This window comes from Mycobacterium hainanense, from assembly GCF_041890355.1.
GTDB lineage: Bacteria > Actinomycetota > Actinomycetes > Mycobacteriales > Mycobacteriaceae > Mycobacterium > Mycobacterium hainanense.
This window is the reverse complement of the sequence record NZ_CP169059.1, coordinates 145,029-163,856: the sequence shown is the minus strand read 5'-3', so window position 1 is coordinate 163,856 and position 18,828 is coordinate 145,029. Positions and strand designations below refer to the sequence as shown.

Sequence of the window (18,828 nt, the reverse complement as noted above, 5' to 3'; positions counted from 1 at the left end):
GCCGGTTGGACCATTCGGTGTGAGGGATCTGACAGGCCGTCACCTGCGAGGGCGCAACACCGGTGTCACCAGCTCACCGGTGTCGAGGTAACTCTCCAGGTTTCGGATGGCCAGCAGCGCCATTGCCCTGCGGGTCCGCGCCGTGGCGCTGCCGATGTGCGGGAACAAGACGACATTGTCGAGCTCGATCAGCTCGGTCGGCACGTGGGGCTCGTCGACGAAGACGTCCAGCCCCGCCCCGGCCAGGCCGCCGCCCACCAGCAGCTCCACCAACGCGTCCTGGTCGACGACGCTGCCGCGGGCGATGTTAACGAGATAACCCTCGGGGCCCAGCGCCTCGAGCACTGAGCGGTCGACGAGGTGGCGAGCGTGGGGATCGCCCGTGGTGGCCACGACGAGGACGTCGACCGACTCGGCCAGCTCCAGCGGCGACGGCGCATAGCGGTACGGCGATCCGTCGATGCGGTGGCGGTTGTGATATGCGATGGCGCAATCGAATCCGAGCAGTCTGGTCGCTATCGCCGAGCCGATACGGCCCAGACCCAGGATCCCCACCTGCAGGCCACTGACGTCCCGGGCGTACGGGAACTGGCCGTCGCGCCCCCATCGGCCCGCCCGGACGTAACGGTCGGCGGCGCCGAAACGGCGCAGGGTCATCAAGATGAGGCCCAGCGCGGTGTCGGCCACCGTGTCCGAGAGCACGTCGGGCGTGTTGCTGACGCCGATACCGCGCCGCCGCGCCGCCGGCAGATCGATCAGGTCCACCCCCGCGCCGTTGTTGACGATCACCTCCAGGTTGGGCAACGCGGCGATGGTGTCGCCGTCGACACCGGCCGTGCCCGAGGTGATCACGATGCGAATGTCGGCCGCGTGCTCGGCGAAGAAGTCGGCGCGCCCCGGACCGTCGGGGAGCTCGGGGATGTCGTACCGCGCGGCCAGCTCGGCTTCGAACGTCCGCTCGAAGCGACCGATCCGTAGCGCGTTTCCAATCTTTTTTGTCGTCACCCGTCCATCATCGGGCGTCGCTGAAATATTCGGGCGGCGGCCGTCGTTGTGACGCGCGACGGTGTCGGGCATTCCCCCGGGTACCACCTCAGAACCGTCGCTTCGAGCGACCACTTGCCGAGAGGCGCGAATACGGCACCGTCCCCAAACTTTCTTCCGTTGCGCGGGAAGCAATCGCCCTGCGGCCTGGTTGCACCGCGAATGCGCATCGGAGTTGTGTTCCCGCAAACCGAACTTGGCGGCGACCCAGGGGTCGTCCGTGCGTACGGGGAGGGCGTGCAGGGACTGGGATTCACCCACGTCCTGGCCTACGACCACGTCGTGGGCGCGGACCCCCGCGTGCACCAGGGCTGGGACGGCCCCTACGACATCGACTCGACGTTTCATGAGCCGTTCGTCATGTTCGGCTTCCTGGCCGCGATCACCTCGCTCGAGCTGGTCAGCGGCGTCATAATTCTGCCGCAGCGACAGACGGCGCTGGTAGCCAAACAGGCCGCCGAAGTGGATCTGCTGACGGGCGGCCGCTTCCGGCTCGGTGTCGGACTGGGCTGGAACGCGGTCGAATACGAGGCGTTGGGCGAGAGTTTCACCAATCGCGGCAAGCGCTCCGAGGAGCAGGTCGAGCTGTTGCGCCGGCTGTGGACCGAACGGTCGGTCACCTTCGACGGCAAGTATCACACCGTGACCGCGGCGGGGCTGGCCCCATTGCCCGTCCAACGCCCGATCCCGGTGTGGATCGGCGCGGCCTCCGACCGCGGGTTGGAGCGCGCGGGGCGGCTCGCGGACGGCTGGTTCCCGATGACCGCCCCCGGGCCCGGTTTGGACCACGCCCGCGAGCAGGTGCAGCGCGCGGCCGCTGCCGCCGGCCGCGACGCGGACAGCCTCGGCATGGAGGGCCGGGTCAGCTGGACCGGCGACCGAGACCGGACCGCCCGGGAGATAGCGGCCTGGCGAGAGGCCGGCGCCACCCACCTGTCGGTCAATACCATGAACGCCGGGCTGGTGACCGTCGACGACCACCTCGCCGCGCTCGGGCAAGTCGCCGCGGACCTCAAGCAATGACACCCTGACACCGGCGTGCAGGGCTAGCCGGTATCCGCTTCCACCAAGCTCAGGTGAGCGGCGCGGCGCTCGGATTTCGATGACTTGTTTTCCCGCCCATACGGTTCCAGCCGTCGGTTGTGCACCTTGACGTCGCCGCCTGTCGCGCAGTGCCGGCGCTGCCAGTCGCTGATGGCTTGGTGCGCAGCATGATCGAGGTAATTCGCCATCAGGTGGATGGTGACCGTGGTGCGCTCGGGGATGGTGGCGAGTACCCCGGTGAGGCGGGGCAGCGCCAGGAAGGTGCATGCACCCTCGATGATGAGATGCCATTCATCGCCCACGGGCTTCGCTTCCACCCTGGCCCGGACCACCCGCCACCCCGTCACGACGACCGCCACAGCGAGTCCGATCAGCACGCCGTGCAGCAGATTCAGAAATACGACGGACACTATGGTCACCACATAGACGGCGAGATCACCGTTGCGCAGCGCGGTCTCGATGTGCGCGGGCTTCAGCAGCTCGATACCGATGACGATGAGCAAGCCGGCAAGCGCCGCGGTCGGGATCTGTTCGACCAAACCCGCGAAGGGCACGGCGAACACCAGGATCCAGACGCCGTGCATGATCGTCGATGCCCGGGTTTTGGCCCCTGCGTTGACATTGGCCGCGCTGCGCACGATGACCCCGGCGATGGGAAGCCCGCCGATCGCACCCGACGCCATGTTCGCCGCGCCCTGTCCGATCAGCTCACGGTTGAAGTCGGTCCGCGCCCCAGTGTGCATCCGGTCGATCGCGACGGCCGTCAGCAGGCTTTGCACGCTGGTGATGAGAGTGACCGTGATCACCGCGATGACGACCGCCCCCCAGTTGCCTTCCGGGCGCTGGGGCAGCTGCAGCGCCTCCAGCACCGAGCCGTCCAATCGGATGCGGGACACGTTGAACGGCAACACGACCGAGATGACCGTGACCGCCACGACGGCCACCAACGGACCGGGAATCTTGGCCACCCGAGCCGGCACCCGGCGCCACGCGATCAGGATGGCGATGACGAGCAGCCCCAGCACGAGCCCGGGCCGGTGCGCGCCGACAATCTGCGCGGGCAGCCCGACGACGTTCGTCCAGGCGGAGCTCTCCGATTCGCCGCCCAGCAACACGTGCACCTGCTGCAAGGCGATGGTGATCCCAATGCCGGCCAGCATGGCGTGCACCACAACCGGCGAGATCGCCAGGGCGGCGCGCGCGATCCGGCTGATACCCAGCACAACCTGCAATGCTCCGGCAATGACAGTGATGAAACACGTTACAGCCCAGCCAAACTGGGAAACCAGATCCGCGACGATCACCGTCAGCCCGGCCGCCGGTCCGCTGACCTGCAACGGTGACCCACCCAGGCATCCGGCGACGATTCCGCCGACGATCGCCGCGATCAAACCGGAGAGCACCGGGGCGTCGGAGGCGAGCGCGATTCCCAACGACAACGGAAGCGCCACCAGGAACACCACCAACGACGCCGGAAAGTCGTGCTGGATGACCGCGCGAAACCGGCCGCCGCAAGTGCCTGTCGCGCCATCGTGTTCCCTCGGCTGCTCGACGCGTTGCATGGGCCCTCCCTGGGTTACGCGTGCGGACGCGTTCGGACATCCTCCCGCACCGCGCCGAATTGTGCGGTGTAAAACCCTGCAGCACAGGCGATCACATTCGCCGGGAACAACTTTGTTCTGCTCAGCCTGCTATGGCTTATGCGTACCGAAGGTATGGGGCGCCCGGGCAGGTCGCAACCGGACGGGCCGGGCGCATATCGAATGCAAATCTTGTGTCGCGCATATTCGTTTGGGGCCACACGAATGGCTGGCGCCGCGAGCGAGCGAGAATGACTGGGCGGCGGCCGATTTACTCCAACACGAAGACCGGTATCTGCCTCGTGGTCTTCGTCTGGTATTCGGCATAGGGCGGATACGCTTCGACCGCCCGCTGCCACCATAGTTCGCGCTCGGCGCCCTCGAGCTCGCGAGCCCTCAGCGTGACGACGCTATCGCCGTCCTGCAGCGTCACCTCGGGGTGGGCCCGCAGGTTGAAGTACCACGACGGATGCTCGGGTGCGCCGCCCTTCGACGCGACTATGGCGTAACGGCCGTCGTTTTCGACGCGCATCAGCGGTACATACCGCTTCTTTCCGGATTTCGCTCCGGTCACGGTCAGCAGGACGACGGGACGGTCGAAGATCTCGACCCCGTCGGTGCTGCCTTGTTTGAGGATCTGTTCGGTCTGCTCGCGCACCCAGTCCCGCGGGCTCAGTTCGATGTCGTCGGCCATACCCGATCTCAACACGTCGTCGCGCCTTCGTCATCCCTCACCTCCCCGGGCGCACAGTGGCCATATCGCTTAACTGCTCTAACTAACGGGGGGAGCCTGGCACCGGTCCGCAACACGGCCGCAAAATGCCTGGCCGCCTCCGGCCGGCGGGCGGACAGCCGAACAACCGGGCAGGCATTCGCCGGGAGGTCGAGGTACCCGATGGCGAGCTCGCTTCCTTCGGTGACGGTTCCGGCCACCGCACGGCCGCCGTCGGCGCAAGCGGGCCACCACCGGTATCAGGGCCGTTGACATATATCAGCATGGTTGATATAACCTAAGCATGTCTCAGCCAACTCAGGAAATGTTCGAATCCGCCTACCGGGGCGAGGCGCCCGAGATGGGCGAGGGTAATCGGCCGCCGTGGAGCATCGGGGAGCCGCAGCCCGAGATCGCGGCCCTCATCAAGGCCGGGAAGTTCCACGGTGACGTGCTGGACGCCGGTTGCGGGGAGGCGGCGGTGTCGTTGTTCCTCGCCGAGCGTGGTTTCACCACGGTGGGCCTCGACCAGTCGCCAACCGCCATCAAGTTGGCGCGCGAAAAGGCCGCCCGGCGCGGTCTGGCCAATGCGACCTTCGACGTCGCCGACATCAGCTCCTTCGGCGGCTACGACGGCCGCTTCGGGACGATCGTGGACTCCACGCTTTTCCACTCGATGCCTGTCGAGCTGCGCGAGGGCTACCAGCAATCCATCGTGCGGGCTGCCGCCCCCGGCGCCTCGTACTTTGTGCTGGTATTCGACCGCGCGGGCATGCCGGCCGACAGCCCGGTCAATGCGGTCACCGCCGACGAGCTGCGGGACGTGGTCTCCAAGTACTGGGTGGTCGACGAGATCCGTCCGGCACGCATTCACGCCAACGTGCCCGCCACCGTCGCACAAGGCATTCAGGCCTTCGCGGGTGCCGACATTCGTGACGAGGATAACGGCCGCAAGTCGATCGGGGCCTGGCTGCTGTCCGCGCATCTGGGCTAGCCGGCGCGGACGGCCGGCCAGGTTTCAATGCCTGGCATTCGGGAGATCCTGACTGGAAGATTGCAGACGGTCAGAGGAGATCCACGTGGACCAGCAGGTAAATGTCGACCCGCCACCGGCGCCCGAGGACGCCCGCCAGGCGACCGAGGAACAGCGCAAGTTGCAGGAGCGATTGGAACAGCAGAACGAGGACCCGGAGGCGCCGGGACTGCACCAGTCCCGGCGTGACCTCCCCGACGAGAGCACACGCTAGGCGGCATTCCGCGCCTGACGCACTGAAAGCGGCCGTGCGCCAAATCGACTTATTAATGCCCACCTGGTCGTTAGCCGCGTTGAAGCCGCCCAACGCACGCTAGCGCCTCAGCAAGTGCAGCGCCATTCGCAGCGCGGACCCGGGGGCCCCGAATCAACGGCGATGGCCGCCGCCGTGGTGTGCGCCCACCGGTCTGGCGGATCCGCCGAGCAATGTAATCCCCATCATCCGGCGCAGCGTCAGGCGGGCGGGGTGCCTGGGGCCGGCGATGACGAGCTGGCCAATGTCGACGGCCAGCGCGAAGGCGGCGTGTACGGCGTATCGCGCGCGGCCGAGCGTCAGCCCCGGCCGCGCCGATACCGCCAGCCGTGCCCATGATTCGCGTCTGACCGGTCCTTTTGCGGCGGCCCGAGGGCGGGATGCGAACCTGATCGGACGTTACCCCCGCGCACCCGACGGCGACCCGCATGACACCTGGGTCCGCTGGTCAACCACCGCCGCCATCTTCGGCTCCGGCACGTATCCAGCGTTGTCGGTCGTCGCGCGGGGCGGCCGGGCTCCCCGGCTGTTCAGCCAGCAGGCCAAGCCGCCCAGTACCAGGCCGATCCCGACACCGAAGTCGGGACGCTGGCCCAGCATGAGCCAGGACAGCAGCCCTGCGACGGCGGGAATGACGGCGAACAGCATCGCCACCGCCGCCGCGCCGTGCATGTTGATGGCGCGGACATAAAGGCTCACCGCGAGGGTCGCGTTCAACAGCACCATGCCGGCGACCGCGACCGCCGCCTGCCTGACGTCGTGCACGGTGAACGGCGTCAGCAACGCAAGCATCGTCGCTGGGATCAGCGCGACCGCATTATGCATCGCGCTCATCGTGCGGAAGTCGACGCCCGCGCAGAAGCGCTGTTGGTAAACGCCGCCGGCCGAAAGCCCAAGCAGGGCAACGCCAAGCAGCACGATGACGGGGTCCAGGCCCTGGGCGCTCGTCAGCCTTTTGGCACATGCCGCGAGCACGGCGACGACACCGAGGGCCAGCGCGGCCACCCGTTGCCGGCCGAGCGGCTCACCCAGGAACACCGCGGCGAGGATGGCCGTGGCGACCGGGTTCATCGCGACCACCACCGCACACAGCACCGCCGGTGACCCGAGCTGAACGGCCTCGTAGAGGCAGCAGAATTGCACCGCTTGGATCAGCAGACCGACCACCACGACGTGGCCTAATTGCGCCCCACGGGGCCAGGGCGCCTTGGCGAGCGCCGCCCAGATGGCCAAAATGGTTGCGGCCAAACCAAATCGCAGCACTAGGGCGGCCATCGGCGTCATGGCGGTCACCGCCAGCACCCCGATGGGGTAACCGAGCGCGTACAAGAACGTCACCGCCGACGCGGTGGTCAGCGGCATGCGCGGCAAGTCCATGCGACCCATGCTTGCTTAGACCGCCTCCCACAGTCCAACGAATATTGCTGATCGGGAGTGATCGCGTCCCCTTATCGATTGCCGCCCACCTGGGCCGAATTTGGCGTTCACAACGCAACTATTGATCAGATTCGCTGATCAGACTATGGTGCGGTCATGGCCCAGGTACTGGACATCGCGCCGTTGCGCAGCCTCGTCGCAGTCGCCGACTGTGGCGGGTTTCACCGCGCCGCCGCCGCGCTGCACCTGAGTCAGTCCGCGGTCAGCCAGCATCTGCGCCGAGTCGAAGCCGTCGTCGGCGAGCCGCTGATCCAACGCTCCGGCCGCGGCATCGTGTTCACCGAAATCGGACTGAAGACTCTGCGGCACGCCCGGACGATCCTGGCCGCACACGACAGGGCGCTCGACGACCTGGGCGCCACGGAGCCCAAACTCCTGACGATCGGCGCCACCGAGCACGGCGCGGACGTGATGCTGGCCGGACTGACAGGCATCCTGCGGGACCGGCTTCCCGACCGGCGGGTGCGCTTCCGGCTTGACCGCAACGTGTCGCTGGCCGACTCGATCGAACGCGGACTGGTCGACTTGGCGATCATGCTTGACGGCGCGGGTCTGGATCGCACCAACGCATCGGGACTCGTTCGGCTGCAATGGATTTCGGCACGGGCCCTGTCGCTGCTTACGCGGGATCCCCTGCCGCTGGTGGTCTTCTCTGAACCGTGCACCTTGCGCGAACCGGCCTTTGCGATCCTCGAAAACCACGGCATCGCCTACGAGATCGCCGCCGAGTGCGGGGATCTGTCCGGCCTCTACGCGGCGGTCCGGTCGGGGCTCGGAGTGGCGTTGTTGCCGCTGATCGGCAAACTGCCCGACGGCCTGTGTCCGGCCGAGGGCATGCCGCCCGCGAACAACGCATCGGTTCTGGTTCGCGGACGCGCCGGGATCGACCCGGACTTGCTGGCGACGGTCGACGACGCGGTGCGTGACGTGCTGGCCGCCGCGGACTAGGGGCGGCCGTCCGGGAGCGCCGCCAAATAGCGTTGTTCGCGCTCTGTCATGTCATTCGAAGTGATGGCCCCGAACCGGGCAGCCTCTCGGACAAATCGTTCCGGCGCGTCCGGAAGCGCGTCAGGTCCCTCCAGCCGAAAGCAACTCGGCGCTAGTGGGCCGAATAACAACGCGCGGCGCAGGTTCGGCCAGTTGTCCAGTCTCGGCTCCACGCCCGCGGCGCGGGCGAAGGCGATGGCGACGAGGTTCAATTTCGACTTCTGCGACGCACCCCGGCGGGCGCGGTAGGCGTTGATTGCCAGCTGCTCGTCGCGATCGCCCACGGCCGGAATGACACCGCCCCAGACGTAGGCGATCCACCTGGCCTGGAGCTCGAGCGGCACGAAGTACCCGCCCGCCTGGTCCCACATCCCCATGAAGGCCAGGCCGGGGAGCCCCGGATGGAAGGTGTACCGGTCCGCGTCCAGGTGCACCGCGTCCAGGTCCAGAATCTTCTGAATTTCTTCGCTCAGGAACGGCAGACGCAGATTGAAACCGGTCCCGAAGAAGATTCCGTCAAACTCCTCCGCATGATCGTCGGCGAAAACCACCCTCCTGCCCGACACCGCTTTCATCCACGGCCGCACCGAGATTCGGCCCTCGGCGACCAGCGGGAGATAGTGCTGACCGAGGGTCACGCCAGCCGTGAAAACCGAAGGGTCGGGCGCCGGGGCACCGTACTGCTCGGGGCTTCCCGCGGCCCGGAGCACAATCTCCTTCAACTGGCCCTCGACGTCCTCAGCCGGGACGCTCTCTTCCGCCAGGGTGCCGTAGCGCGTGTAGAGCAGATGGTCGGTGGGGACGCCGGAAACGAACTTGGGGACGACGTACCGTTGCCGCCGCTGCGTCACAACCACGTGCGCCGCTCCCAGTTGCGCTATCTCCGAAGCGACCTCGAGCGCACTGATCGCGCAGCCGGCCACCAAGATCCGCTTGCCGCGATATGCCGTGCCGTCCCGGTAGCTGAACGTCGTCGCGGCGCCCGCGCACCCGGAAAAAGTCGCCAACCCCGTGACCGCGGGGACCGCCGGCGCATTGAACCTGCCGCTGGCCACCACCACTCGCTCGAATCTGTCGACACCCTCGGCGTGGCGCAGGAGCCAGCCGGCCTTGTCGTCCCGGCTGACCAGTTCGACTCGGTTGTGGAGCCGAATGCGGGACGTCAGACCGAATTTCGCGGCGTAGCGATGCAGATAGTCGAGAATGTCACGGTTCGGTTGGTAGACAAGTTCGCTGTCATGCTCGAGGTCGCTGAAGGCCGTCATGGTGCGGCTGCTGTTGGTGTACATGCCCGGCCAAACGCCGCTGCATTCCTCCGACGTCGCCCACTGCCCGCCTAGCGTCGAACCTTGCTCGAAGATCGTGGGCTCAAGCCCTTGCGACAACAGCCAGCGCGCCGCCACCAAGCCGCCCGGTCCGGCGCCGATCACGGCGACGTGTGTCATCCGGTAACTGTCGCACGCAGCCGCCGGGACGCGTTGAGTCCCTGACGTGCAATCGGCGATTTTCTGCCATTTCGTCAAACGCCGGAACGGCGATGCTTATCATCGGCGAAACACTCCGAGCCAGCGCCGCACGCAGAGGAGTCGTCGGTATGACCGATCCCGCCGCCCCGCTAGCCGGGAAAGTCGCCTACGTGACCGGCGCCGCCCGCGGCCAGGGCCGCTCCCATTGCGTCCGGTTGGCCCGGGCCGGCGCCGACGTCGTCGCTATCGATGCCTGCGCGCCCGTCGCCGAACACAACGGCTATCCGCCCGCCCTGCCCGAAGACCTTGCCGAGACCGTCAACCTGGTGGAGGGCGAGGGCCGCAAGATCCTCACCGACGAGGTCGACGTCCGAGACCTTTCCGGCCAACAGCGGGTGGTGGCGAACGCCATCGAACAGTTCGGCCGGCTCGACATCGTCGTCGCCAACGCCGGTGTGCTGAATTGGGGCCGCATATGGGAGATTTCGCCCCAGCAGTGGCAGGAGACAATCGATGTCAACCTCACCGGGCTGTGGAACACCATGAAAGCTGTGGTGCCCACGATGATCGCCGCCGGCAACGGCGGGTCGATCATCAACATCAGCTCCGCGGCCGGCATCAAAGCCGTCCCAGGCTGTGGGCATTACTGCGCAAGTAAATTCGGCGTCGTCGGGCTCACCAACTCGCTGGCGGTCGAGCTCGGCGAGTTCGGCATCCGGGTTAACTCCGTCCACCCCTACGGCACCGACACCCCGATGGGCAACGACCTGTCGATGTACCAAACCTTCCAGGACCATCCGCATTACATCCACAGCTTCTCGCCGGGCGCGCTCCCGACCGATTCCCTGGCATCGCCTGACACGATCTCCGACATCGTGGTGTGGCTTGCCGGCGACGCGTCGTCGTTAGTGACCGCGGCCCAGATCCCCGCCGACAAGGGCTACCTCAAGATCTGAGCCGGCCGGCACTCCAGGGGTCCTGTCGACGCTCATCGACTGAGCACTGGCCTCAGATCGTCGAGACGGTCGAACAGGTGCCAGATGTATTTCGACGATCCGTTCTCGCGATGCGGATGTAGGTCGGCGAGGTCCGGGTCGTTGCAGTAGCTGTCGAAGGCGTCCCGCGATTCCCACTCCACGAGGATCAGCAGCTGACGGGGCTCGATGTCGCCGAGGATCGCCTGCTGGAAGCTACCGAGCGCCACAACGCGACCACCATGCTTGGCCACCTCGGCGGGTGACCGCCGCGAGTATGCGCGGTACTCGTCGGCGTCGGCCACATCGAAGAGATTGAGGGCATAAACGGTCATGGTCACCGACATTACGTGGCCGACGGGGCGCCGGAGGCCGGCGCCGCTATCCCTATGCAGCAGCGCGTCGACCGCCCGCATCGATGATCCCGGGCGTATGCGCGTTAGGGTGCCTTGGTCGGCCGCAGCGAACCGGTCGATAGAAATGTTGAGCAATACATGACCGCACCAGCCGAAACGCCGACGCTCGAATCGCGCGTGGGCCACTTCTACCAGGTCGACGAACCGTACCGGATCTCCGGGGAGAAAGTGCGGGAGTACGCCCGAGCCGTACAGGACTATCACCCCGCGCACTGGGACGTCGCGGCCGCCGCGGAGCTGGGATATTCGGGGTTGGTGGCGCCGCTGACGTTCACCTCGATCCCCGGCATGATGGCCAACCGCCACCTGTTCGAATCGGTGGTCGTCGGTTACGACATGTATTTGCAGACCGAAGAGGTCTTCGAGCAGCACCGACCGATCGTGGCGGGCGACGAATTGCACACCGACGTCGAGCTCTCATCGGTCCGCAGGGTCGCGGGCCGTGACCTGATCACGGTGACCAACACGTTCACCGACTCCGCCGGTGAGCGGGTGCACACCATGCACACCACCGTCGTCGGCGTGACCGCCGACGATGTCGATCCGGCGATGTTGGCGGCCGCGAAGAACGTGGTGATGCACGACGTGAACCTCGCCGGAATCGACACCTCCGAGGCCGCCTACCTCAAGACTGTGCGCCCGGCGAGTGACGTTCGGATCGCCCAAGGCGGTACGGGCCGCATCCCGGGTACTCCATGCTTCGATGACCTGAAAGTCGGCGACGAGTTACCGGTGCACCACGCCCGCCTGTCGCGCGGCGACCTGGTGAACTATGCCGGTGTCGCAGGCGACGCCAATCCGTTGCACTGGGACGAGAACGTCGCCAAGCTGGCAGGCCAGCCCGACGTGATAGCCCACGGAATGCTCACTATGGGTTTGGGCGCCGCGTTCGTCTCGGCGTGGTCGGGCGACCCCGGCGCGGTGAGCCGCTACGCGGTGCGACTGGCCCAACCCGCGATCGTGTCGGCCACCGACGGTGCAGACATCGAATACAGCGGCCGGATCAAGTCACTGGATCCGGCTGCCCGCGCCGGTGTGGTCATCGTCGTCGCCAAGTCCGGTGGTAGGAAGATCTTCGGGCTGGCGACGGCGGAAATCCGCTTCCGCTGAATGACGGCGGCTACCAACCGCTACCCGAGACTGACGAGTTGCTCGACCGAGTCTCTGGGCAGCTCACCGTCAACGACCGCGGTGACGGTCATGTTCTGCACGGTGATGGCGCCCCCATGGTTGTCGAGAAACGCTGTGTCGGCGGCATCCCGGCCCGTGGCGATCCGCACCATCGACTGTCGAGGCGCCAGGCAGGTCGCGTCGACGACGCGCCACACCCCATCGATCAATGCCTCGGCCACGGCGTGAAAATCCATCGGATGGCACCCGGGCGCGTACACCGCGACCAGTCGCGCCGGGACATTGACCGCGCGCAGCAACGCGATGACCAGATGGGCATAGTCGCGGCAGACACCAGCGCCCGCGAGCAATGTGTCGGTGGCCCCGTCGATAGGATCGCTGGATCCCGGGACATAGCTGAGCCGGGTGCCGACCCAAGACGAGACCTTTTCCAGCAACGTCGCCGACGTGGCGTACTGCTCGAATTCCGTTGCGGCGAAACCGAAGAACTTGTCGGCTTCGGCGTATCTGCTCGGGCGTAGATACGTGATGGCGTCGATGTCGTTCACCGGCGCGGGATCCGCCCGCCCGGTGACTGTCGCAGAGTAGGACAGGGTGACCGTTCCTTCGTCCGCGGCCACGACGTGGATGCGCGATTGATGCGGGCCGATCACCTCTCGCGGTTCCAGCGCCTTGCCGTTTCGCTTGATGGTGAGGGCTTCTTTCACCTCGATGCCCGGCTGCTGGCTGACCGCGACCTGGAAGTCCAGCATCGCCGGCTCGGTGACCTCGACTTCGATTTCCACGCCGACGCTACGGCCGGCCTCGGTCGTCCTGCTCTCGGCTGTCGCGCTGCGGTGTCTCCATGCGGGCATACTCAAGCCTACTCGTCGAACGGTCGAATCCCGCTCGTTGCTTGGCAGGGCTTTCGTGTACGCACGTTCTTACCGCACGAATGCGTTCGGCGCTCGCCGGCAGAACGCCTCGACTACTGGCCCGCCCGATGTGCGAGATCGATAGCGTACTGGCTGACGAAGGTGCCCGCAGGCGGATCGCCCTTGTCACATGTGCCGTCGGATTCACCGGGCCGTTTGATCCACAGGTAGGCGTCGGCGTGCGCGCCGGCGGTCGCCGTGGTCGGCGGGGTGCCCAGCGCGCGGCCGCCCGGGTTGCACCAGTTGAGTCCGGAGTCGGGCGCCGGTCCGGCCCCGTTGCGGGAAGTGTCGACCACGTAGTGCGACCCGTTCGTGAGGCCCGAAATCGCTTCCCCGTAGCCGATTTCGTCCTCGGTGGTGAAGAAGTTGGCCGTGTTGACGCTGAAACCGCGCGCATGACCCACACCGGCCTGGTTGAGCCTGCCCGCCATGTCCTCGGCGCTATGCCAGCGCAAGTGCCCCGCGTCGACGTAGACGGCCGCGGCCGGGTCCCGGGTCAGCGTGTCGACGGCATACCGGACCAAGTCGTAGCGCTCCTGGCGCTGGTCCCCCGACAGGCAGTCGGCCATGGCAAGCGCGTCGGGTTCGACGATGATCGCCACCCGCGAGGCCCCGATGCCAGATGCGATGCCATCGATCCAGCCTCGGTAGTCCGCGCCCGACCCCATGCCGCCCGCGGCGAAGCTGCCACAGTCGCGGTGCGGGATGCCGTAGATCGTCAACACCGGGATCGCGCCCGCAGCGTTCGCATCGCCGACGTACTTGCCGACGGTGGCCGCCGAACCCCCGGGGACGATCCAGTAGGCCTGCGGCGTGTTGGCGATCGCCGTCAGCTCGGCACTCGGCGGGTCAGCGCTCTGCGCGGCGCGCATGGCCGCCGAATTGGGATTGACGTAGAACGGCGCACCGGCCAACGGGTTGCCATCGCTGGTTAATCGCACCGCCGGGGCGGTGCCTTGCAAAGGGACGGCGGACACACCTATCCATGCAACAGCCGCGATGGTCAGAAAGGAAATGGTCCACCGCGCGAGGGCATGAGCAGCTGAGGACATCACGTCAGGAAAACTAGTGCTTCAGGGCTTTGAGCGCGAATCCATGTCCGGGCACGTAGACGCGCTCACCAGGAACTGGCTATCTCTCGCGCCAAAGCGCGGCTCTCCGGTGCCGCCCTGACGCTTGATCACTGCGGCGGCGGCGCAGGAGGGGGTGGCGGCGGCGCGGGCGGGTTATCCCAACTCCCCGGTGTGCCTGCGGGCACTTGCATCCCCAGCCAGTTGCACGGCGTCATGGTTCGCCATGCGATCAGAGCGCACTGCTGTTCTGGGGTCAATGGGCCGGGTCCCGCGCACGGCGGCGTTCCCGGCGTCCCGCAGATCGGATCGGCAGCCGCAGTCGGTAAGCCGGCGAAGCTGCCGACGGCCGTCAGCAATGCGACGGCCGCAACGAACCCACTGATTGAGCGCTGAAGATGTCCCATGACCAACTCGAATCTGTTCACCGATTGACAGAGCGTAACGCCAGCACATTAGGCTCGGCAGCCGTTTGACGTCCGACGCAACGACGCAGCCTCGGCAACCCCGCCGGACGAGCACCGGTGTGTCCCCGCCGGCCGCCACTGCCAGCAAGCTCCAGGATCAACCTTCCCGCGGTCCCTCGACACCAGCTGTGTGTGCTGGGCCGTAACGGTCGCCGATAATGGACCCCGGCGAGAAAACCTCAGAGAGGTAGGCGACTTCGTCAGCGCTGATGGCAATGTTGGTTGCCGCGAGATTCTCCCGAACATAGTCCTTGCGTTTGGTGCCCGGGATGGGAACGACGTCGAGCGGTTGCGCCAGAAGCCATGCCAGGGCCAATTGCCCCGGTGTACAGCCTTTTTCCATGGAGAGCCGCTTCAGCGCTTCTACCGGTCGGAGATTAGTGGCCAGGTTGGTGGCGGAGAACCGAGGGTTCGTCGTCCGAAAGTCCGTCGGCGCGAACTTGCTATTAGGCGTGAGCGCTCCGGTCAACGCGGACCGGCCCAAGGGACTAAAAGGCACCAACGTGATCCCCAGTTCGCGGCATGTGTTGGTGATCCCGAATTCAAGCCGTCGCTCCCACAGCGAGTACTCGCTTTGCAGTGCCGCGATGGGGTGAACCGCGTGGGCTCGGCGGATCAGCTCGGCCGATACTTCACTGAGCCCCACACTGCGTACCTTTCCAGCCTGCACCAGCTGGGCCATTGCCCCGACCGTGTCTTCGATCGGCACCTTCGGGTCGAGGCGATGGTAGTAGTAAAGGTCAATTGTCTCGACGCCGAGTCTGCGCAGACTCCCCTCGCAGGCGGATTTGACGTACTCGGGACGGCCATCGAAGATCACCCGCGAGTGGTCCTCGTTCAATCGAGCACCAAATTTCGTCGCAAGCACGACCTTGTTCCTGCGTCCGCCAATAGCGTTGCCAATCAAGTATTCGTTGTGACCGAAGCCGCGGATGGTTGCCCGCGAACCGACGTCGGCTGCGCCGTAGATGTCCGATGTATCGAAGAACTCCACGCCCGTGTCCACTGCTGCGCGCAGCGTGGCGATTGATTCGGCATCGTCGGTCGCACCGTAAAACTGCGACATGCCCATACATCCGAGCCCAATAGGCCGCACCGTCAGCTCGGAGTGACCCAGGCGCACTCGCGCCGAACCCGCTATGGACGGTGTATCGTCGGGCGGCTCTGCCATCGGCCGTCATCCCCTCCTTTAGTTTCACTTGTCGTCTCCGTCATGTGCCGACTAAATGCCATGGTCGGCAGCGATGAATTGGGCGGTGCGCTCGCCGATGACGACGCAGGGAGCCATGGTGTTGGCGGTGGCGATGCGGGGCATGATGGATGCGTCGGCGACCCGCAGGCCGTCGATGCCATAGACCTTGAGTCGTCCGTCGACCACCGACATGGTGTCGCGGCCCATCTTCGCGGTACCGCATTCATGCCAATAGGTGGTGACGGCGTCGCGCAGATAGGTCTCCAACTCGGCGCCGGTCAGGTTGCCCGGCATGACCTCGCGTGCGACGAACGGTCGGAGCTCGGCGGAGTTGCCGATCTCGCGCAGGGTTTCGACGCAGGAGATGGCGGTCTTGAGGTCGTGGGGGTCCGATAGCGCGTTGGCTTCGATGAGCAGGGGGTCGGCCGGGTCGGGGCCCGACAACCGAATGCGGCCCCGGCTGCGGGGGTGCGTGGGTGAGCCGAACAGGACCCAACTATTTTGCGGCAGTCCGTATTTCGCGGCATTCTCCGGAGTGGCTTTCGGGAATGGCCCCAAGCACGCGAACAAGTCGGGTCCGTCGACACCGGCAGCTCCGGAGTCCCAGAACAATGCCGCACCCACCTGAGTGCTGCCCTGGATGTTCTCGGGAAACTCCCACACGCAGTCGAACCCGAAGTGGTCCTGAAGGTTGGATCCGACCCCGGGCAGGTGCTGCCGAACGGTGATGCCTACCCGACGCAATTCGGCTTCGTCTCCGATGCCTGATTGCATCAACACCTTTGGTGTGTGAATGGCGCCAAGCGATAGGACGACTTCAGCGTCGGCGGCTACCCGATGCACCGTGCCGCCGTGGACGACCTCGACACCGACGGCGCGGTTGCCTTCGAAGATCACCCGGGTGACAAGTGCGTGCGGGACCACGGTGAGGTTCGGCTGCTGCTGATGCGGGTCGGCGTAGGTGCGAAACACCGAGAGGCGTTTTCCGTCGCGCCAGCGCAGATCGGCGATCGCGGCGCCGCGGGTCTCCTCCATCAGCCGGCCGTTGGGGCTTTGATAGGTGGGAATTCCGATGGCCCGCGCCGCCACCACCGTCGCGGCGGCGAGCGCGTGCGCGCCGGGTGCCGGTTGCACGAACACCGACCCGCCCCTGCCCCGATGGAGTGGCTCGCCGCTGCCGTGCCAGTCCTCGATGCGTTGATAGAGGTCGAGGGTTGGCTCGTATCCCCAGGCCGGCTCGCCGGATTCGGAAGCGTAGTGGTCCCAGTCGCTTCGGTGACCTCGCGCCCAGATCATCAGGTTGATGCTGGACCCGCCGCCGAGCACTTTGCCCATCGAAAACGCGATCGCGCGGCCATGAAGCCGCGGATCGGGCTCGGAGGTGAATCCCCAATCCCGTTCGCTGCCAAGGTTAGCCGGCCATTGGCTCGCGTCGGTCACACTGGGAAGGTCGTCACTGCCGCCGGCCTCCAAGAGTAAGACCCTGATGTCGGGGTTCTCGGCCAACCGGCTCGCGACCACCGACCCTGACGACCCAGCACCGCACACGATGATGTCGTACCTCGGCTCCAATACTGTAGCCACAGAAGCCTCCTGATTCGTCGGCTAGGTATATTGCTTTATACCTAGCTCTACGGACGGAAAGGGCCTGCGGTTCAATCACACTCGGAGCGAAGAAGGGCGTGGCTGTCCGTTGCTGGACAATTGCTCCGCATCGATGCGCGGCGGCCAAGAACGCAGATTGACGGCCGATTGGTAGGCATGACCGACGCGGAGCACCGTCGCCTCGTCGAAGGGACGGCCGACGATCTGCAGTCCGACGGGCAGACCCATGCGGGTGAACCCGCACGGCACTGACAGCGCGGGCAGGCCGGTGAGGTTCGCCGGTGCGCAGAACCGGATGTAGGCCTCCACCGGCCCCTCGGTGACTCCGTCCGGCCACGTCACCCGCGGCTTGCCGGCGTCCATGGCCGCGATTGGCACCGTCGGGGCGATCAGGACGTCGATGTCGTCAAAGACCTCGCGCCACTGTCGGCGGATGAGGGCTCGTTTGCGCTGCGCGGCAAGGTACTCCGTCGCCGGGATCGACTCGCCGGCCTGTAATGCCTGGCGCACGTCGTCGGTGTAGAGGTCGCCGTGTTCGCGCAACATCTGCCGGTGGTAACTGGCGGCCTCGGGCTGCAAGATCGCGAATTCGGTGGCCATCATCTCGTCGGCCAAGGGCAGCCGGACTTCTCGCAGCCGCACCCCCAGGTCCGCGAGCCGAGCGCAAGCCGCGTCGACCGCCGTCCTCACCTCGGCGTCGACGCGCTCGGTGAACAAGTTCACCGGGATGCCGGCGGTCGTCCCGGCCACGTCGCGCCCCAGGCCGGCCGAAAAGTCCGGCACGGGGATGTCGACCGAACCTCGGTCGCCCGGGTCGTACCCGGCCATCACGTTCATCGCCAGTGCCGCATCCTCGACGGTGCGCGTGAGCGGGCCGGCGTGATCCAGCGACCACGAAAACGGCGTCACACCCGTGCGAGACACCCGCCCATAGGTTGGCTTCAAGCCCACCGTCCCGCACAGCGCGGCGGGAATGCGAATCGAGCCCGCGGTGTCGCTGCCCAGACCGAGGAAGCAGGCCCCCACGGCCACGGCCGCGGCCGATCCGCCGCTGGACCCACCTGCGATGCGATCAGTACGCCAGGGGTTGCGTGTCTGGGGAGTGACGACGCCGTAGGCGAATTCGTGAGAGTGGGTGCGGCCCACGACAACCGCACCGGCCCCTCGCAGCTTCGCGACGACGGCGCTGTCATGCTCCGGGATGTAGTCGGCCCGGACGCGCGAGCTGGAGGTGCTCGGCACGCCGGCCATGTCGTAAATTTCCTTCACCCCGATCGGGATTCCGTGCAGGGGCCCGCGGTATCGGCCAGCCGCGATCTCGCGCTCCGCCAGCGACGCCGCCTCGACCGCCAGTTCGGCGGTGACGTTGCTGAACGCATTGATCCATGGATTGACCGTGTCTATGCGGGCCAGCACGGACCCGGTCAGCTCGACGGGCGACAGGGCCTTGGCCCTGATCTGCTGTGCGGCCGCGGCCAAGGTAAGTTCGAACGGTTGCACGGC

The 18,828-nt window shown here is 66.5% G+C and carries 18 protein-coding genes and 1 pseudogene; 6 read left to right on the top strand and 13 right to left on the bottom strand.

All coding sequences use genetic code 11. The annotated features are described in order from the left end of the window. Window positions 1-39: 39 nt before the first annotated feature. Window positions 40-1,077: a 2-hydroxyacid dehydrogenase gene (locus ACEL92_RS00775; RefSeq protein ID WP_374023784.1), complete on the bottom strand. Its 1,038-nt coding sequence runs from the start codon at window positions 1,075-1,077 to the stop codon at window positions 40-42. Window positions 1,078-1,206: 129 nt separating this feature from the next. Between ACEL92_RS00775 and ACEL92_RS00770 the strand changes: the two genes are divergently transcribed. After that, window positions 1,207-2,067 (top strand): LLM class F420-dependent oxidoreductase, encoded by an 861-nt coding sequence (locus ACEL92_RS00770; protein ID WP_374023783.1) that lies wholly within the window; start codon window positions 1,207-1,209, stop codon window positions 2,065-2,067. A gap of 23 nt (window positions 2,068-2,090) precedes the next feature. Here ACEL92_RS00770 and ACEL92_RS00765 read toward each other — a convergent pair whose 3' ends face one another. Both ACEL92_RS00765 and ACEL92_RS00760 read right to left on the bottom strand, forming a co-directional pair. Beyond that, the gene (locus ACEL92_RS00765) at window positions 2,091-3,650 is read right to left on the bottom strand and encodes a SulP family inorganic anion transporter (RefSeq protein WP_374023782.1); all 1,560 of its coding nucleotides are present in this window, start codon (window positions 3,648-3,650) and stop codon (window positions 2,091-2,093) included. Window positions 3,651-3,939: 289 nt separating this feature from the next. Beyond that, window positions 3,940-4,362 carry a nitroreductase family deazaflavin-dependent oxidoreductase gene (locus ACEL92_RS00760; protein ID WP_374026417.1) on the bottom strand — a complete coding sequence of 141 codons (423 nt, stop codon included), beginning with the start codon at window positions 4,360-4,362 and terminating at the stop codon, window positions 3,940-3,942. Between the two features lie 322 nt (window positions 4,363-4,684). Here ACEL92_RS00760 and ACEL92_RS00755 point away from each other — a divergent pair, with 322 nt between their 5' ends. Together ACEL92_RS00755 and ACEL92_RS00750 are read left to right on the top strand one after the other, a co-directional pair. Then, on the top strand, window positions 4,685-5,374 hold the full coding sequence (locus tag ACEL92_RS00755) for a class I SAM-dependent methyltransferase (protein ID WP_374023781.1): 690 nt from the start codon (window positions 4,685-4,687) through the stop codon (window positions 5,372-5,374). An 85-nt stretch (window positions 5,375-5,459) separates the two neighbouring features. After that, window positions 5,460-5,627: a hypothetical protein gene (locus tag ACEL92_RS00750; RefSeq protein WP_374023780.1), complete on the top strand. Its 168-nt coding sequence runs from the start codon at window positions 5,460-5,462 to the stop codon at window positions 5,625-5,627. 153 nt (window positions 5,628-5,780) lie between these two features. On the opposite strand, the pseudogene ACEL92_RS00745 reads toward ACEL92_RS00750, so the two are convergent. Then, a pseudogene (locus ACEL92_RS00745) lies at window positions 5,781-6,008 on the bottom strand (TetR family transcriptional regulator); the annotation flags it as partial. Between the two features lie 57 nt (window positions 6,009-6,065). Beyond that, a complete protein-coding gene (locus tag ACEL92_RS00740; protein WP_374026416.1) occupies window positions 6,066-7,028 on the bottom strand; it encodes a DMT family transporter in 963 nt (320 codons plus the stop codon). A gap of 171 nt (window positions 7,029-7,199) precedes the next feature. Between ACEL92_RS00740 and ACEL92_RS00735 the strand changes: the two genes are divergently transcribed. Then, window positions 7,200-8,051 (top strand): LysR family transcriptional regulator, encoded by an 852-nt coding sequence (locus ACEL92_RS00735; RefSeq protein ID WP_374023779.1) that lies wholly within the window; start codon window positions 7,200-7,202, stop codon window positions 8,049-8,051. Here ACEL92_RS00735 and ACEL92_RS00730 read toward each other — a convergent pair. Next, window positions 8,048-9,535: a flavin-containing monooxygenase gene (locus ACEL92_RS00730; protein ID WP_374023778.1), complete on the bottom strand. Its 1,488-nt coding sequence runs from the start codon at window positions 9,533-9,535 to the stop codon at window positions 8,048-8,050. The two genes, ACEL92_RS00735 and ACEL92_RS00730, sit on opposite strands and share 4 nt — an antisense overlap. Window positions 9,536-9,684: 149 nt before the next feature. On the opposite strand from ACEL92_RS00730, the gene ACEL92_RS00725 reads away from it, so the two are divergent. Beyond that, entirely contained in the window at window positions 9,685-10,512 is an 828-nt protein-coding gene (locus ACEL92_RS00725; protein ID WP_374023777.1) for a mycofactocin-coupled SDR family oxidoreductase, read from the top strand. Between the two features lie 32 nt (window positions 10,513-10,544). On the opposite strand, the gene ACEL92_RS00720 is transcribed toward ACEL92_RS00725, so the two are convergent. Then, window positions 10,545-10,865 carry a DUF1330 domain-containing protein gene (locus tag ACEL92_RS00720; RefSeq protein WP_374023776.1) on the bottom strand — a complete coding sequence of 107 codons (321 nt, stop codon included), beginning with the start codon at window positions 10,863-10,865 and terminating at the stop codon, window positions 10,545-10,547. A 159-nt stretch (window positions 10,866-11,024) separates the two neighbouring features. On the opposite strand from ACEL92_RS00720, the gene ACEL92_RS00715 reads away from it, so the two are divergent. Further along, entirely contained in the window at window positions 11,025-12,056 is a 1,032-nt protein-coding gene (locus ACEL92_RS00715; RefSeq protein ID WP_374023775.1) for a fused (3R)-hydroxyacyl-ACP dehydratase subunits HadA/HadB, read from the top strand. Window positions 12,057-12,076: 20 nt separating this feature from the next. Here the strand turns inward: ACEL92_RS00715 and ACEL92_RS00710 are convergent, their stop codons facing one another. The 6 genes from ACEL92_RS00710 to ACEL92_RS00685 all read right to left on the bottom strand — a co-directional run bounded on the left by ACEL92_RS00710 (window position 12,077) and on the right by ACEL92_RS00685 (window position 18,825). Then, window positions 12,077-12,931, bottom strand: a complete 855-nt coding sequence (locus tag ACEL92_RS00710) for a transglutaminase family protein (protein WP_374023774.1) — start codon at window positions 12,929-12,931, stop codon at window positions 12,077-12,079. 113 nt (window positions 12,932-13,044) lie between these two features. Further along, window positions 13,045-14,046: a glycoside hydrolase family 6 protein gene (locus ACEL92_RS00705; RefSeq protein WP_374023773.1), complete on the bottom strand. Its 1,002-nt coding sequence runs from the start codon at window positions 14,044-14,046 to the stop codon at window positions 13,045-13,047. Between the two features lie 125 nt (window positions 14,047-14,171). Further along, the gene (locus ACEL92_RS00700) at window positions 14,172-14,468 is read right to left on the bottom strand and encodes a hypothetical protein (protein ID WP_374026415.1); all 297 of its coding nucleotides are present in this window, start codon (window positions 14,466-14,468) and stop codon (window positions 14,172-14,174) included. A 157-nt stretch (window positions 14,469-14,625) separates the two neighbouring features. Next, the gene (locus tag ACEL92_RS00695) at window positions 14,626-15,699 is read right to left on the bottom strand and encodes an aldo/keto reductase (protein WP_374023772.1); all 1,074 of its coding nucleotides are present in this window, start codon (window positions 15,697-15,699) and stop codon (window positions 14,626-14,628) included. 51 nt (window positions 15,700-15,750) lie between these two features. Continuing rightward, window positions 15,751-17,304, bottom strand: coding sequence for a GMC family oxidoreductase (locus ACEL92_RS00690; RefSeq protein WP_374023771.1), 1,554 nt, complete (start codon window positions 17,302-17,304; stop codon window positions 15,751-15,753). Window positions 17,305-17,379: 75 nt separating this feature from the next. Further along, window positions 17,380-18,825 (bottom strand): amidase, encoded by a 1,446-nt coding sequence (locus ACEL92_RS00685; protein WP_374023770.1) that lies wholly within the window; start codon window positions 18,823-18,825, stop codon window positions 17,380-17,382. Window positions 18,826-18,828 lie beyond the last annotated feature (3 nt).

Coding starts and splice junctions, on each gene's coding strand:
- ACEL92_RS00775 (WP_374023784.1), bottom strand. CDS start 1,077: ATGCCCGACACCGTCGCGCGTCACAACGACGGCCGCCGCCCGAATATT.
- ACEL92_RS00740 (WP_374026416.1), bottom strand. CDS start 7,028: ATGCCGCTGACCACCGCGTCGGCGGTGACGTTCTTGTACGCGCTCGGT.
- ACEL92_RS00715 (WP_374023775.1), top strand. CDS start 11,025: ATGACCGCACCAGCCGAAACGCCGACGCTCGAATCGCGCGTGGGCCAC.
- ACEL92_RS00760 (WP_374026417.1), bottom strand. CDS start 4,362: ATGGCCGACGACATCGAACTGAGCCCGCGGGACTGGGTGCGCGAGCAG.
- ACEL92_RS00770 (WP_374023783.1), top strand. CDS start 1,207: ATGCGCATCGGAGTTGTGTTCCCGCAAACCGAACTTGGCGGCGACCCA.
- ACEL92_RS00765 (WP_374023782.1), bottom strand. CDS start 3,650: ATGCAACGCGTCGAGCAGCCGAGGGAACACGATGGCGCGACAGGCACT.
- ACEL92_RS00730 (WP_374023778.1), bottom strand. CDS start 9,535: ATGACACACGTCGCCGTGATCGGCGCCGGACCGGGCGGCTTGGTGGCG.
- ACEL92_RS00695 (WP_374023772.1), bottom strand. CDS start 15,699: ATGGCAGAGCCGCCCGACGATACACCGTCCATAGCGGGTTCGGCGCGA.
- ACEL92_RS00720 (WP_374023776.1), bottom strand. CDS start 10,865: ATGACCGTTTATGCCCTCAATCTCTTCGATGTGGCCGACGCCGACGAG.
- ACEL92_RS00735 (WP_374023779.1), top strand. CDS start 7,200: ATGGCCCAGGTACTGGACATCGCGCCGTTGCGCAGCCTCGTCGCAGTC.
- ACEL92_RS00710 (WP_374023774.1), bottom strand. CDS start 12,931: ATGCCCGCATGGAGACACCGCAGCGCGACAGCCGAGAGCAGGACGACC.
- ACEL92_RS00755 (WP_374023781.1), top strand. CDS start 4,685: ATGTCTCAGCCAACTCAGGAAATGTTCGAATCCGCCTACCGGGGCGAG.
- ACEL92_RS00700 (WP_374026415.1), bottom strand. CDS start 14,468: ATGGGACATCTTCAGCGCTCAATCAGTGGGTTCGTTGCGGCCGTCGCA.
- ACEL92_RS00725 (WP_374023777.1), top strand. CDS start 9,685: ATGACCGATCCCGCCGCCCCGCTAGCCGGGAAAGTCGCCTACGTGACC.